General features: G+C 72.1%; 13 protein-coding genes and 1 riboswitch. Of the genes, 10 read left to right on the top strand and 3 right to left on the bottom strand.

Annotated elements, in window-relative coordinates; all coding sequences use genetic code 11:
* Window positions 1-9: 9 nt before the first annotated feature.
* A riboswitch (ZMP/ZTP riboswitch) is annotated at window positions 10-99 on the top strand.
* A 44-nt stretch (window positions 100-143) separates the two neighbouring features.
* From ACIQOU_RS18430 to ACIQOU_RS18440, 3 genes are all read left to right on the top strand, one after another.
* On the top strand, window positions 144-1,595 hold the full coding sequence (locus ACIQOU_RS18430) for a glycine hydroxymethyltransferase (protein ID WP_401537804.1): 1,452 nt from the start codon (window positions 144-146) through the stop codon (window positions 1,593-1,595).
* Between the two features lie 427 nt (window positions 1,596-2,022).
* A complete protein-coding gene (trpS, locus tag ACIQOU_RS18435; RefSeq protein ID WP_401537768.1) occupies window positions 2,023-3,036 on the top strand; it encodes a tryptophan--tRNA ligase in 1,014 nt (337 codons plus the stop codon).
* A gap of 206 nt (window positions 3,037-3,242) precedes the next feature.
* Window positions 3,243-3,827 (top strand): 2'-5' RNA ligase family protein, encoded by a 585-nt coding sequence (locus ACIQOU_RS18440; RefSeq protein ID WP_401537769.1) that lies wholly within the window; start codon window positions 3,243-3,245, stop codon window positions 3,825-3,827.
* A gap of 6 nt (window positions 3,828-3,833) precedes the next feature.
* Here ACIQOU_RS18440 and ACIQOU_RS18445 read toward each other — a convergent pair whose 3' ends face one another.
* Window positions 3,834-4,589: a decaprenylphospho-beta-D-erythro-pentofuranosid-2-ulose 2-reductase gene (locus ACIQOU_RS18445; protein ID WP_401537770.1), complete on the bottom strand. Its 756-nt coding sequence runs from the start codon at window positions 4,587-4,589 to the stop codon at window positions 3,834-3,836.
* An 11-nt stretch (window positions 4,590-4,600) separates the two neighbouring features.
* Window positions 4,601-6,052 (bottom strand): FAD-binding protein, encoded by a 1,452-nt coding sequence (locus ACIQOU_RS18450; protein WP_401537771.1) that lies wholly within the window; start codon window positions 6,050-6,052, stop codon window positions 4,601-4,603.
* A 133-nt stretch (window positions 6,053-6,185) separates the two neighbouring features.
* Between ACIQOU_RS18450 and ACIQOU_RS18455 the strand changes: the two genes are divergently transcribed.
* The 4 genes from ACIQOU_RS18455 (at window position 6,186) to ACIQOU_RS18470 (ending at window position 9,164) form a co-directional block, all read left to right on the top strand.
* The gene (locus ACIQOU_RS18455; protein WP_401537772.1) at window positions 6,186-6,707 is read left to right on the top strand and encodes a phosphatase PAP2 family protein; all 522 of its coding nucleotides are present in this window, start codon (window positions 6,186-6,188) and stop codon (window positions 6,705-6,707) included.
* Window positions 6,704-7,699, top strand: coding sequence for a decaprenyl-phosphate phosphoribosyltransferase (locus tag ACIQOU_RS18460; RefSeq protein WP_401537773.1), 996 nt, complete (start codon window positions 6,704-6,706; stop codon window positions 7,697-7,699). The genes ACIQOU_RS18455 and ACIQOU_RS18460 overlap by 4 nt, the downstream gene beginning before the upstream one ends.
* A 68-nt stretch (window positions 7,700-7,767) precedes the next feature.
* Window positions 7,768-8,199: a GtrA family protein gene (locus tag ACIQOU_RS18465; RefSeq protein ID WP_401537805.1), complete on the top strand. Its 432-nt coding sequence runs from the start codon at window positions 7,768-7,770 to the stop codon at window positions 8,197-8,199.
* The gene (locus ACIQOU_RS18470; RefSeq protein ID WP_401537774.1) at window positions 8,187-9,164 is read left to right on the top strand and encodes a YihY/virulence factor BrkB family protein; all 978 of its coding nucleotides are present in this window, start codon (window positions 8,187-8,189) and stop codon (window positions 9,162-9,164) included. The genes ACIQOU_RS18465 and ACIQOU_RS18470 overlap by 13 nt, the downstream gene beginning before the upstream one ends.
* On the opposite strand, the gene ACIQOU_RS18475 is transcribed toward ACIQOU_RS18470, so the two are convergent.
* Window positions 9,112-10,392: a D-alanyl-D-alanine carboxypeptidase family protein gene (locus tag ACIQOU_RS18475; protein ID WP_401537775.1), complete on the bottom strand. Its 1,281-nt coding sequence runs from the start codon at window positions 10,390-10,392 to the stop codon at window positions 9,112-9,114. The two genes, ACIQOU_RS18470 and ACIQOU_RS18475, sit on opposite strands and share 53 nt — an antisense overlap.
* A gap of 91 nt (window positions 10,393-10,483) precedes the next feature.
* On the opposite strand from ACIQOU_RS18475, the gene ACIQOU_RS18480 reads away from it, so the two are divergent.
* The 3 genes from ACIQOU_RS18480 to ACIQOU_RS18490 all read left to right on the top strand — a co-directional run bounded on the left by ACIQOU_RS18480 (window position 10,484) and on the right by ACIQOU_RS18490 (window position 13,867).
* A complete protein-coding gene (locus tag ACIQOU_RS18480; protein WP_401537776.1) occupies window positions 10,484-10,723 on the top strand; it encodes an SCO4848 family membrane protein in 240 nt (79 codons plus the stop codon).
* Between the two features lie 60 nt (window positions 10,724-10,783).
* Window positions 10,784-12,022 (top strand): metallophosphoesterase, encoded by a 1,239-nt coding sequence (locus tag ACIQOU_RS18485; protein WP_401537777.1) that lies wholly within the window; start codon window positions 10,784-10,786, stop codon window positions 12,020-12,022.
* A 288-nt stretch (window positions 12,023-12,310) separates the two neighbouring features.
* Window positions 12,311-13,867 (top strand): ABC transporter substrate-binding protein, encoded by a 1,557-nt coding sequence (locus ACIQOU_RS18490; protein ID WP_401537778.1) that lies wholly within the window; start codon window positions 12,311-12,313, stop codon window positions 13,865-13,867.
* Window positions 13,868-14,445: the final 578 nt, after the last annotated feature.

The following is a 14,445-nucleotide window of genomic DNA, read 5'->3' on the forward strand; positions in this document are numbered from 1 at the left end:
GTACGCTGGCACCGGGGCCGTGACTGGCGCGCTGGGATGGGACGGACCATCGGGGAGCGGCCTCCGCAGCATCTAGTGCCGTGCGCCTGGGCCAGACCGAGCACCGTGACCGCTTCACGCCACGCCACCCGGAGGCCGCAGAGATGTCCGAGCAGCAACCCCTCTCCACCGAGTCCACCGCCTTCCGCGCCGCCCTCGACGTGATCCGCGCCGTCGAGCCGCGCGTCGCCGACGCCATCGGGCAGGAGGTCGCCGACCAGCGCGAGATGCTCAAGCTGATCGCCTCCGAGAACTACGCCTCCCCGGCCACCCTGCTGGCGATGGGCAACTGGTTCAGCGACAAGTACGCCGAGGGCACCATCGGCCGCCGTTTCTACGCGGGCTGCCGCAACGTCGACACCGTCGAGGCCCTCGCCGCCGAGCACGCCCGTGAGCTGTTCGGCGCCCGGCACGCCTACGTCCAGCCGCACTCCGGCATCGACGCCAACCTCGTCGCCTTCTGGTCGGTCCTCGCCGACCGGGTCGAGGCCCCGGCCCTCGCCAAGGCGGGCGTCCGCCAGGTCAACGACCTCTCCGACGCCGACTGGGCCGAGCTGCGCCAGGCCTTCGGCAACCAGCGGATGCTGGGCATGTCCCTCGACGCGGGCGGCCACCTCACCCACGGTTTCCGGCCGAACATCTCCGGCAAGATGTTCGACCAGCGCTCCTACGGCACCGATCCCGTCACCGGCCTCATCGACTACGAGGCGCTGCGGGCGTCGGCCCGTGAGTTCAAGCCGCTCATCATCGTCGGCGGCTACTCGGCCTACCCGCGCCTGGTGAACTTCCGCATCATGCGGGAGATCGCCGACGAGGTCGGGGCGACGCTGATGGTCGACATGGCGCACTTCGCCGGGCTCGTCGCGGGCAAGGTCCTCACCGGTGACTTCGACCCGGTCCCGCACGCCCAGATCGTGACGACGACGACCCACAAGTCGTTGCGCGGGCCGCGCGGCGGCATGGTCCTGTGCGACGACTCCCTCAAGGACCAGGTCGACCGGGGCTGCCCGATGGTCCTCGGCGGCCCCCTCGCGCACGTCATGGGCGCCAAGGCCGTCGCCCTCGCCGAGGCCCGCCAGCCCTCCTTCCAGGACTACGCCCAGCGCATCGTCGACAACTCCCGTGCCCTCGCCGAGGGTCTGATGCGGCGCGGCGCCACCCTCGTCACCGGCGGCAGCGACAACCACCTCAACCTCATCGACGTCACCTCCTCCTACGGCCTCACCGGCCGTCAGGCGGAGGCGGCTCTGCTCGATTCCGGCATCGTCACCAACCGCAACGCCATCCCCGCCGATCCCAACGGTGCGTGGTACACGTCCGGCATCCGGGTGGGTACTCCGGCGCTCACGACGAGGGGCCTGGGCACGGGGGAGATGGACGAGGTGGCGTCCCTCATCGACCGGGTCCTCACCACCACGGAACCGGGCACCACCAAGTCCGGCACCCCGAGCAAGGCGTCCCACGTCCTTGACACCAAGGTGTCCGAGGAAATCAGCCAGCGAGCAACAGACCTGGTGTCCGGCTTCCCCCTCTACCCAGAAATCAACCTGGACTGACCCCCGCGGCGGAGCCGCAAATAGATACAGCCCCGCGCCCCTGAAGAACAGACAGGGGGTGGGTGGTCTCGGCGCGCGGTCACGTGCGGCCCGGTGGGGGTATTCGCGCAGTTCCCCGCGCCCCTAAAAAAACCCATCCGCGCCAAGCCCCCACCGTCCTGCGGGCGCCCACGCACCAAGACCACCCACCCTGCTTTTAAGGGGCGCGGGGAACTGCGCGACAAGCCCCCACCGGCCCGCAGGTTCTCGACGTACCGAGACCACCCACCCCCTGTTTTTCAGGGGCGCGGGGAACTGCGCACCAAGCCCCCACCGGCCCGCAGGTGACCATGTACCGAGACCACCCGCCCCCTGTCTTCATAGGGGCGCGGGGAACTGCGCGATGCCTGCACCGGGACCACACCCAACCCTCTGCGAGAATGAGGGCATGGCCTCAGACCGACCCCGTGTGCTCTCCGGAATCCAGCCCACCGCAGGCTCGTTCCACCTCGGCAACTACCTCGGCGCAGTCCGCCAGTGGGTAGCCCTCCAGGAGTCGCACGACGCGTTCTACATGGTCGTCGACCTGCACGCGATCACCGTCCCGCAGGACCCGGCGGTGCTGCGCGCCAACACCCGCCTGGCAGCCGCCCAGCTCCTCGCGGCGGGCCTCGACCCGGACCGCTGCACCCTGTTCGTGCAGAGCCACGTCCCCGAGCACGCGCAGCTCGCCTGGGTGATGAACTGCCTGACCGGGTTCGGCGAGGCCAGCCGGATGACGCAGTTCAAGGACAAGTCGGCCAAGCAGGGCGCGGACCGGGCGAGCGTCGGCCTGTTCACGTACCCGATCCTCCAGGTCGCCGACATCCTGCTGTACCAGGCCAACGAGGTGCCCGTCGGTGAGGACCAGCGCCAGCACATCGAGCTGACCCGTGACCTCGCCGAGCGCTTCAACAGCCGTTTCGGCGCGACGTTCACGATCCCGAAGCCGTACATCCTCAAGGAGACGGCGAAGATCTACGACCTCCAGGACCCGTCGATCAAGATGAGCAAGTCGGCGTCGACGCCGAAGGGCCTCATCAACCTCCTCGACGAGCCGAAGACCACCGCCAAGAAGGTCAAGAGCGCCGTCACCGACACGGACACGGTGGTCCGCTACGACACCGAGAACAAGCCGGGTGTCAGCAACCTCCTCTCCATCTACGCCACCCTCACCGGCCTCGGCGTCGACGCGCTGGAGGAGAAGTACGCGGGCAAGGGCTACGGCGCCCTGAAGACGGACCTCGCCGAGGTGATGGTCGACTTCGTGACGCCGTTCAGGGAGCGCACCCAGCAGTACCTGGACGACCCGGAGACGCTGGACGCGGTGCTCGCCAAGGGCGCGGAGAAGGCGCGCGCGGTCGCCGCGGAGACGCTGGCGCACGCCTACGACCGGGTGGGCTTCCTGCCCGCCAAACACTGAGCCGAGCACTGAGCCAAGCACTGAGCCGAGCCCCGAACCCGGCACCGGACCCGGTACCGAGGCGCACGACCGCACATCCGTTCCGCCCGCAGAGCGCTGCACATCACTTCGGTTGCGCCTGCCCACAACCCGGTCCTGGCCGTACAGTCGATAGCCGGACGGCCGGGCCGCCGGGACCAACCACCGGCACGACGACAGGAGACGACGTGGGGACCGTAACGATCGGTGTGTCGATCGCGGTCCCGGAGCCTCACGGCAGCCTGCTCCAACAGCTGCGCGCGAGCTTCGGCGACGCCGCGGCGCACGGCATCCCCACGCACGTCACCCTGCTCCCGCCGACGGAGGTCGACGCCGGGGCGCTGCCCGCGATCGAGGCCCACCTCACGGAGGTCGCGGCGGCGGGACGGCCGTTCCCGATGCGGCTGTCGGGGACGGGGACCTTCCGGCCGTTGTCGCCGGTCGTGTTCGTGCGGATCGTGGCAGGCGCCGAGGTCTGCTCGCGGCTCCAGCAGCAGATCCGTGAGGAGTCGGGCCCGGTCGCGCGCGAACTCCAGTTCCCGTACCACCCGCACGTCACGGTGGCGCACGGCATCGAGGACGCGGCGATGGACCGCGCCTTCGCCGAACTCGCCGGGTACGAGGCCGACTGGCCCTGCACCGGGTTCGCGCTCTACGAGCAGGGCGCCGACCGGATCTGGCGCAAGCTGCGCGAGTACCCCTTCGGCGGCGCGTCGGTCGTCCCGCCGCAGGCCGGTCACGTCGACCGCAACACCCTCTCCAGCGGCCGTTAGCCCCGGCTACAGCGGCAGCCTGCGGAACACCGCGCGCGGGGTGTGCCGCAGCGCCGACATCACCATCCGCAGCGCCCCCGGCACCCACACGGTCTCCGAGCGCCGCCGCAGCCCCAGTTCGACGGCGGCGGCGACCTCCTCGGGCGTCGACGCGAGCGGCGCCTCGGGCAGCCCGGCGGTCATCTTGGAGTGCACGAACCCGGGCCGAACGACCATGACGTGGACGCCCGTTCCGAACAGCGCGTCCCCGAGGCCCTGGGCGAAGGCGTCGAGCCCGGCCTTGCTCGAACCGTAGATGAAGTTGGCGCGGCGGGCGCGTTCACCGGCCACGGACGACAGGACGACGAGGGAGCCGTGGCCCTGCGCCTGGAGCGCGCGGGCGGCGAGCAGGCCCGCCGAGACCGCGCCGGTGTAGTTGGTCTGCGCGACGCGCACCGCGGCCGCCGGGTCGCGTTCGTCGTGCGCCTGGTCGCCGAGGATGCCGAAGGCGAGCAGCACCATGTCGATGTCGCCCTCCGCGAAGACCTTGCCGAGCGCCGTCTCGTGCGTGTCGGGCTCCAGCGCGTCGAAGGCGACCGTGCGCACCTCGGCGCCGAGGCCGCGCAGCTGCTCCGCCGCCTGCTCCAGGGCGGGCGAGGGGCGGCCGGCCAGCCACACCGTGCGGGTGCGGCGGGCGATCAGCCGGCGGGTGGTGGCCAGCGCGATCTCGGACGTTCCACCGAGGACGAGCAGGGACTGGGGGAGACCGAAGGCGTCCTTCACGACAGCAACTCCTAGAGGGCGAGACGGCGGGAGAGATCGGAGGTGAACACGCCGCGTGGGTCCAGTTCCGCGCGCAGCGCACGGAAGTCGGCCAGGCGTGGATACATCGCGGCGAGGAGTTCGGGCCGCAGCCGGGCGTCCTTGGCGAGGTAGACGCGCCCGCCCGCGCCGGCGACCTCGTCGTCCAGCGCGTCGAGGAAGCCGCCGAGCCCCGGCATCCCGGCCGGGACGTCCAGGGCCAGCGTCCAGCCGGGCACCGGGAACGACAGCCAGCCCGGGTCGGCCTCCCCGAACCGCTTGAGGACCGCCAGGAACGACGGGCAACGGCGCCCGGAGATCCGCCGCACGATCCGCCGCAGCGCCTCCTCCTGGCCGTGCCCGACGACGAACTGGTACTGCACGAACCCGCCCCGCCCGTAGACCCGGTTCCAGTGCGGCACGCCGTCCAGGGGGTGGAAGAACGTCGACATGCGCTGGAGTTCGCCGGTGCGTACGCGGGGCGCCCTGCGGTACCAGACCTCGTTGAACAGGCCCACCGTGCGGCGGCTGAGCAGCCCTTCGGGGAACAGCGCGGGCGCGGCCGGGAAGCGCGGGGTGCGGAACGCGAGGGGCGCTCTGCGCGCGCGGGGCGACAGCGCGTCCAGGGGCGCGTGCTCGCCCCGGGTGAGGACCGCGCGGCCGGTCGCGGCGCCCCGGGCGAGCAGGTCGATCCAGGCGACCGAGTACCGGTAGCGGTGGTCGGCGGCGGTCATCCGGGCCATCAGGTCGTCGAGGTCGGCCGCGCGTTCGGTGTCGACCGACATCAGGGACGTCTGGACGGGGTGCAGGCGCAGGGTCGCGGTGAGGATGACGCCGGTCAGGCCCATGCCCCCGGCGGTCGCGTCGAACAGCGGGGTGCCGGGGCGCACGGAGCGGACCCGGCCGTCGGCGGTGAGCAGTTCGAACGACCGCACATGCCGGGCGAAGGAGCCGCTGACGTGGTGGTTCTTGCCGTGGATGTCCGCGCCGATGGCGCCCCCGACGGTCACGTACCGGGTGCCGGGCGTCACCGGCACGAACCAGCCGAGCGGCAGCAGCACCTCCATCAGCCGGTGCAGGGAGACGCCCGCGTCGCACAGGACGGTGCCCTCGGCGACGTCGATGGCGTGGATACGGTCCAGGGCCGTCATGTCGAGGACGGCGCCGCCCGCGTTCTGTGCCGCGTCCCCGTAGGCCCGCCCGAGCCCGCGCGGGATGCCGCCGCGCACTCCGCACTCCCTGACTGCGGCCACCGCCTCCTCGTATGAGCGCGGGCGGATCAGCCGGGCCGCCGTGGGCGCGGTACGCCCCCAGCCGGTGACGGGAACGGGGGCCGATGACGGCGACGGGGCCGGTGACGGTGACGGGAACGGGGCTGCGGAGGGGACCGGATCGGTGGCGGCAGGGGGGTCGGTGAGGGTGTCCGGAACGGCGTCGGCAGGCATGCCGGAGACCGTATCGCCCTTATGCAGACGAACAGTTACAAAACGTGACGCCTCTCCCCGAAATGGGTGATTAATGGGATGTCGCTCAATATTGCCGCAAGACCGGCAGGGTCGGCGGGAACAGTGACTGCCCATGGACCCCATCGATCACCTCGATCACATCGACAAGGTCGATCAGCGCATCCTCACGGCGTTCCGCGCCTGCGGCGGCGATCCCCGCGTCGCCGGTGCCGCCCGCGCCCTGTCCCGGGCCGGTGAGCACGGCGCGCTGTGGCTCGCGGCGGGCCTCGCGGGCGCCCTCGTGGACGGGCCCCGGCGTGGCTCCTGGTTGCGCGCGACGGCGCTCACGGCAGGCGCGCACGCCGTCAGCATGGGGGTGAAAAGGGTCGTGCGGCGCCCGCGTCCGGCACGGGTCGAGCCCCTTGTGACGACCTTCGGGCGGCACTCCTTCCCCAGCTCCCACGCGACCTCCGCCGCCGCCGCGGCCGTCGCCCTCGGCGCCCTCGGCGCGCCCGCCGTCGTCCCGCTCGCCGCCGCGATGTGCGCCTCCCGCCTGGTCGTCGGCGTCCACTACCCCTCCGACGTGCTGGCCGGCGCCGCCCTCGGCGCCCTCACGGCCCGGGCCGGCGCCCGCTGGATGCGGGGCCCCGCATGACCGGCACCGCGCCCCTCACGGGCACCGCACCCGACACGGCGCTCCTCGACCAGCCCACCCCGCCCCCGCACCCCGCACCACCCGGCGGGCGCCCCCGCCCCGGCGCCCTGCTGCGCGGCCTGCTGCGCACCACGCGCCCCAAGCAGTGGGTCAAGAACACCCTGGTCGTCGCCGCCCCGGCCGCCGCAGGCCAGCTCTTCACCCGGCCCGCGCTCACCCAACTCGCCCTGGTCTTCGCCCTGTTCACGGCCTGCTCGGCCGCCGTCTACCTGGTCAACGACGCCCGGGACGCCGACGCCGACCGCGCCCACCCCACCAAACGCCACCGCCCGGTCGCCGCCGGAACCGTCCCCGTCCCCGTCGCCTACGCCACCGGAGCCGTCCTCGGCGTCCTCGCCCCCGCCCTCGCCGCCTGGCTCCTCTCCCCGGTCGTCGCCGCGCTGCTGACCGCCTACCTCGGCATGCAGCTCGCCTACTGCGTCACCCTCAAGCACGTCCTGGTCGTCGACCTCCTGGTCGTCACCACCGGGTTCCTGATGCGGGCCACCGTCGGCGGACTCGCCCTCGCCATCCCGCTGTCCCGCTGGTTCCTGATCACCACCGGGTTCGGCGCGCTGTTCATGGTCGCCGCCAAGCGCTACTCCGAGGCCGTGCAGATGGCCCAGAAACCCGGGAAACGGGGCGCCACGCGCGCGTTGCTCACCGAATACACCACCGGCTACCTGCGGTTCGTGTGGCAGCTCGCGGCCGGGGTCGCCGTCCTCGGCTACTGCATGTGGGCCCTGGAGGAGGGCGGCACCCCGCACACCGGGTTCCTGCCGTGGCGCCAGCTGTCCCTGGTCGCGTTCATCCTCGCCGTCCTGCGCTACGCCGTCTTCGCCGACCGGGGCACCGCAGGCGAGCCCGAGGAGGTCGTCCTGCACGACCGCGCCCTCGCCGTCATCGGCCTCTCCTGGCTCGCCATGTACGCCCTCGCGGTGACCCACTGGTGAGCCTGGACACCGGGACCGGGACGGGCGCGGCACCAGCGCCGGGGAGCACCCGCGCGCGGCCGCCGGGGCTGACCCGGACCAGCCGACGTGAGCTGGCCGGGTTCGCCTCGGTCGGGCTGCTCGCCTACGCCGCCGACCTCGGGCTGTTCACCTGGCTGCGCGGTCCGGCCGGGCTCGACCCGCTCAGCGCCAAGGTGCTCTCCTTCGTCGCCGGGTGCACCGTCGCCTACCTCGGCAACGCCCTCGGCACCTACCGGGACGCCCGCCCGCCGGGATGGCGCCCTTATGCCGTGTTCTTCGCGGTAAACGTCGCCGGAGCCCTCGTTCAGCTGCTCTGTCTCGCCGTCAGCCACTACGGGCTCGGGCTCACCTCGCAGCGCGCGGACACCGTCTCCGGGGCGGGCATCGGCATGGCGCTCGCGACCGTCCTGCGCTTCTGGGGGACCCGGACCTGGGTGTTCCGCGCGGAACAGGGCAGAGTCGGACCATGGACTGGCTGAAAAAGCTCCCCGTCGTCGGGCCGCTGGTGGCGCGGCTGACGCTCACGCACGCGTGGCGGTCGTACGAGCGGCTCGACCGGGTGAAGTGGACGAGGCTCGCCGCCGCCATGACGTTCATCAGCTTCGTCGCGCTGTTCCCGCTGCTCACCGTGGCCGCCGCGATCGCCGCCGCCACCCTCAGCGCGGGCCGGACGCGGCAGCTGGAGGACAAGATCGCCGCGCAGGTCCCCGGCATCTCCGACCAGCTCGACCTGGGCAGCCTGGTGCAGAACGCGGGAACCGTCGGCCTCATCGCCGGTGCCGTCCTGCTCTTCACCGGCATCGGCTGGGTCGGCTCGATGCGGGACTGTCTGCGGGCGGTGTGGGAACTGCCCGACCAGGACCAGAACCCGCTGCTCGCCAAGGTCAAGGACGCGGGCATCCTGATCGGCCTCGGCGGCGCCCTCCTCGCCACCATCGCCGCGTCCGCCATCGCCTCCGCCCTGGTCGGCTGGATCGGCGGCGCGCTGGGCCTCCAGGAGGGCGGGGTGGGCCGGGTGCTGCTGCGGGTCGCCGCGTTCGCCGTCGCCGTTCTCGCGGACTTCCTGCTGCTCCTGTACGTCCTCACCCTGCTGCCCGGCGTCGAGCCGACCCGGCGGCGGCTGCTGGTGGCCGCGCTGACCGGCGCCGTCGGCTTCGAGCTGCTGAAGCTGGGGCTGAGCGGCTATATGCAGGGCGTGGCGGCGAAGAGCATGTACGGCGCGTTCGGTGTGCCGGTCGCCCTGCTGCTGTGGATCAACTTCACCTCGAAACTCGTCCTCTTCTGCGCGGCCTGGACGGCGACCCCCGGCAAGGACGCCGAACGAGAGGCGACCGGGGGCGAGACGGCCGAGGACGAGACGGCCGAGGACGAGATCGAGGTGGACGTCGTGATCACGGACGGGAGCGGCGGCGCACCAGGTCCGGCAGCGGCCAACGGCGGTTGACCAGGAACGCGGCGCCCGCGAGCAGCACCAGCACACCGCCCGCGATCGCGAACGCGACCTCCAGGCCCCCCGCACCGCCCCGCACCGAGGCCTGCGTCGAGACCACGTCGGCCTCCCCGGGCGTCGCTCCGGCCGACGGCTGGGCACTGGCCCGCGCGGCGCTGCGGGGCGGCACCAGCTCACCGATCGGGCGTGCCTTACCGGCCGCCTTGAACCCCCAGTCCAGGAGCTTGGCGGTCTCCTTGTAGACCTCGTTGCGCGCGCTCGTCTCCGGGTGCATCACGGTGACCAGCAGCACCCGCCCGTTCCGCTCGGCGACGCCGGTGAAGGTGGCACCCGCGTTGGTGGTGTTGCCGTTCTTGATGCCCGCGATGCCCTGGTAGACGGGGACGTCGGAGTCGCCGCTCAGCAGCCGGTTGGTGTTCTGGATCTCGAAGGACTCGCGGACCTTCTTGCCCTTCTCCTCCTTGGTGTCCCCGGGGAACTTCGCCCGCACGGTCGAGCTGTACTCCCGGAAGTCCTTCTTCTGGAGCCCCGAGCGCGCGAAGAGGGTCAGGTCGTACGCCGACGACACCTGCCCCGGCGCGTCATAGCCGTCGGGGCTCACCACGTGCGTGTCGAGCGCCTGCAACTCCTCGGCGTGCGCGTTCATGTCCCGGACGGTGTCCTCGACGCCGTGGTTCATGGCCGACAGGACGTGCACGGCGTCGTTGCCCGAGCGCAGGAAGACGCCCAGCCACAGATCGTGGACCGTGTACGTCTCGCCCTCCTTTATCCCCACCATGCTGGACCCGGACCCGATCCCCGCCAGGTCCGTCGGCACCACCGTGTGCTTCTCGGTCTTCGGGAACTTCGGCAGCACGGTGTCCGCGAACAGCATCTTCATGGTGCTCGCGGGCGGCAGCCGCCAGTGCGCGTTCCGCGCGGCCAGCACCTCACCCGACTCGGCGTCCGCGACGATCCAGGACCGCGCCGTCACGTCCTTGGGCAGCACCGGCGCGCCGACCCCCAGATCGACCTGCGCCCCAGCGCGGGCCAGCCGGGTGCCGCCCACCGACGACATGCGCGCCGGGGGAGAGACCGACGGGCTCGCCGAGGCGCTGGCCGACGGACCGGCCGACGGGGTCGGGGCCGCGAGGGCGAGGGGCGCGGACAGCGCGCAGGACGACAGGACGGCGGAGACGACCAGCAGGGAACGCCTGACGGTCTGCTTCGTGGGTGCGGGCACGGACGAGAACGTACAGGCACCGGCGCCGGGCGTCGCACCATCCGTCCCACCCCGGCCACGGAGCCCCGCGGGCGGCGGCGATACTGAACGCATGAAGCTCAGCCGCCCGGTCTCCTGGTTCCTGCTCGCCTTCGGAGTGTGGAGCTGGTTCATCTGGGTCACTTTCGTCAAAAACCTCATCAAGGACGGCAGCGGACTCGCCTTCGAGGACGGTCACCCGACGGCGTACTTCTGGGTGCATCTGACGCTCGCCGTCGTCTCCTTCATCTTGGGGACGGTCATCGGCGGCATCGGGTTGCGCGGACTGCGCGCACTGCGCCGCACGTCATAGCCTCTCCCCGGCACGTCCACGCCACCACATCCGACTACGTCCAACGGGGGGCACGGCACCGTGGTCATCGTCTTCGTCCCGCTCGCGCTCGCCGTCCTGGTGGGCGGCAACTGGTACCTGTGGCGTCGCCTGTTCCGCGACACCACCCGGGCACCGGGCGCGCTGCGCCGGGCGGGCGCGGCCCTCATCGCGGGCGGCTGGGTCCTCGCCGTCGGCGCCCTGGTCGCCGAACGCACCGGCGCCCCCTTCTGGCTCCAACGCACCCTGGCCTGGCCGGGGTTCCTCTGGCTGGCCCTCAGCCTCTACCTGCTCCTCGCGGTCCTGGCCGGTGAGATCGCCCGCCCCCTGCTGACCCTGGCGATACGCCGGATGCCCGAACGACGACGCGGAGCACCCTCCCCGGAAACGGCGCCCCCGACGCCGTCCGCCCCACAGGCCCCGTCGGCCGCTGCCGCCCCCTCCGCCGCTTCCCCCGCGCTGCCCTCCCGTCGGCTGTTCGTGTCGCGGGCGGTCGGCGGGGCCGCCGTTGCCGCCGCTGTGGGGACCGTCGGGTACGGGACCTACGGGGTGCTGCGCGGGCCGCGGCTGAAGCGGGTCACCGTGCCACTGGCCAAGCTGCCGCGCGCGGCGCACGGGTACCGCATCGCCGTGGTCAGCGACATCCATCTGGGCCCGACCCTGGGGCGCGGGTTCACCCAGGGCATCGTCGACACCATCAACGCGGCGCAGCCCGACCTGGTGGCCGTCGTCGGGGACCTGGTGGACGGCAGCGTGAAGAACCTGGGCCCGGCGGCGGCGCCGTTGGCGCGGCTGGAGGCGCCGAGCTACTTCGTCACCGGCAACCACGAGTACTTCTCCGGCGCCCAGCAGTGGGTCGCCGAGGTGCGGCGGCTCGGGCTGACCCCGCTGGAGAACGCGCGCACCGAGCTGCCGTGGTTCGACCTGGCCGGGGTCAACGACGTCGCGGGCGAGAGCACCGGGCAGGGCCCCGACTTCACCAAGGCGCTCGGCGACCGGGACCCGGCACGCGCGTGCGTGCTCCTCGCCCACCAGCCCGTCCAGATCCACCAGGCCGTCGAGCACGGCGTCGACCTCCAGCTCTCCGGCCACACCCACGGCGGCCAGCTCTGGCCCGGCAACCTCGTCGCTGCCGCCGCCAACCCGACCGTCGCCGGTCTCGACCGCTACGGCGACACCCAGCTGTACGTCAGCCGGGGCGCGGGCGCCTGGGGGCCGCCGACCCGGGTGGGCGCACCGTCGGACATCACCCTGATCCAACTGGCGTCCACGCACGCGTGAAGCTCGTTGCAGGCGCCGTTGCAGGGATGGTCGCAGGGATCGTTGCAGGGCACTGCGGGCACTGACGGCGCTGCGGCCGGCCGAGGGTGCACGATCCCGGCCATTTCGGCACATCGTGAAGGCGCCGTGAAACTTGGCCGAAATACCGTGCCCGGTAAGTGTTTTCTCATATGCCGGGAAACCCTTCCGCCCACCCAAACCCATGTGATTACGTGAGCCCCGCCACTGGGGGGAGTGGCCTGGTTTTGGGGGCCCTCGGGGCCTTGTGGGCCCGGGGAGGGGCAACCGATGCGTTCGGTGCGCACGCGAGTCATCGCGACGCTGGTGGTACTGGTGGCGGCGGGGATCGGGGCCTGGCAGCTGCTGCCCCGACAGCAGGACACGGCGAAGACGATCACCGTCGGCACGACCGACGCCGTCACCGCCCTCGACCCGGCCGGTGCCTACGACGCCGGTTCCTGGGCCCTGTTCAGCAACGTCTTCCAGTCACTGCTGACCTACGACCCGGGCGGCGCCGAGCCCGTCCCGGACGCGGCCCGCAGCTGCGCCTTCCAGGGCACCGACCTGAAGACCTACCGCTGCACCCTGCGCGCCGGGCTCACCTTCCCCAGCGGGCGGGAGATGACCGGCGAGGACGTCAAGTACTCCTTCGACCGGGTCCGCGCCATCCACTCCGAGGTCGGCCCCGAGTCCCTGCTCTCCACCCTCAAGTCGGTGGACGCGAGCGGGCTGACGGTCACCTTCCATCTGTCGTCGCCGGACGCCACGTTCCCGTTCAAGGTGGCCACCGGCGCCGGTTCGATCGTCGACCGGGAGAAGTACCCGAAGGACGCGCTGCGCACCGGCACCGCCGTCGACGGCACCGGCCCCTACACGCTCGCTTCGTACACGAAGGGCAAGAAGGCCGCCCTCACCCCCAACTCCCGCTACGAGGGCGCCCTCAAGGACACCGGGCGCCCCGTCGAACTGCGCTACTACGCCGACGGCGACGCCCTGGAGCGGGCCTGGACCGACAAGGCCGTCGACGTCGCCGACCGCCAGCTGCCGCCGAAGCTGCTCTCCGGGCTCTCGGCGAGCGACCCGAACCAGCGCGTCACCGAGACCGACAGCGCCGAGACCCGCAACCTCTACCTCAACACCCGCGCCTCCTCGCCCCTGCACGACACCCGCGTCCGGCAGGCCATGGCGTGGCTGATCAACCGCGAGCAGCTGGCCGCGACCGTCTACGAGGGCACCGTCGACCCGCTCTACTCGCTCATCCCGACCGGCATCACCGGCCACACCACGTCCTTCTTCGACGCCTACCCGAAGCAGGACGTCGCCAAGGCGCGGGCCCTGCTCACCCAGGCCGGGGTCACCGCGCCGGTCTCCTTCACCTACGGGTACGCCATCGGGCGCGGCGCGGCCCAGCCGGAGGCCGAGGACATCAAGAAGCAGCTGGAGGCGACCGGCCTGTTCAAGGTCACGGTCAAGGGCTACGAGTGGACCGACTTCCAGAAGCGCTGGGCGGCCGGAAAACTCGACGCGTACGCGGTGGGCTGGGTCGCCGACTATCCCGACCCGGACACCTTCGGCGGCCCCCTCGTCGGCACCGGCTCCACCATGAACACCGGCTACAGCAACCAGGACGTCGACCGGCTGGTGCGGGCCAGCCAGCAGTACGCCGACCGCGCCGACGCCTCCGACGACTTCCGCACCCTCCAGGCCGACATCGCCCGTGACGTGCCGGTCATCCCGCTGTGGCAGGGCAAGGAGTACGTCCTCAGCAGCGAGGCGATCGGCGGCAGCCAGTACCTCGACGACGGCACCGGCGTCTTCCGCCTCTGGTCCCTGACCTGGCTCTAGCCCCCTGTCCCGAACGCCGGTGAGGTCAGGTCCGCGCGGCCCCCCGGGTGAGCAGGGCGACCGCCGCACGGCCACGACCAGTTGTCCCGAGCAGGCCACCAACGGCCGGGCAACGCCCTGCTTTCAAGGGGCGCGGGGCTGTGTCTATGCGCGGCTCCGCAGCGTGGCCGCGACCAGCTGTCCCGAGCGGGCTGCCGACGGCTGGGCAACGCCGTGTTTTTAAGGGGCGCGGGGCTGTGTCTATGTGCGGCTCCGCCGCGTGGGCGCGACCAGCTGTCCCGAGCGGGCCACCAACGGCTGGGCAACGCCGATAAGGGGCGCGGGGCTGTGTCTATGTGCGGCTCCGCCGCGTGGGCGCGACCAGCTGTCCCGAGCGGGCCACCAACGGCTGGGCAACGCCGATAAGGGGCGCGGGGCTGTGTCTATGTGCGGCTCCGCCGCGTGGGCGCGACCAGCCACGACGGCGCCGCACTCGACCGACTACCTAGATGAATGAGTCCGATGTTTTCAGTGGTCGTAGGCGATGAGTGAGCGTTTGACTGTGGCTCCGGTGTGCCAGTTGTGCCAGATCGCGGTGG

It is taken from the genome of Streptomyces sp. NPDC091279 (assembly GCF_044757465.1).
Taxonomy (GTDB): domain Bacteria; phylum Actinomycetota; class Actinomycetes; order Streptomycetales; family Streptomycetaceae; genus Streptomyces.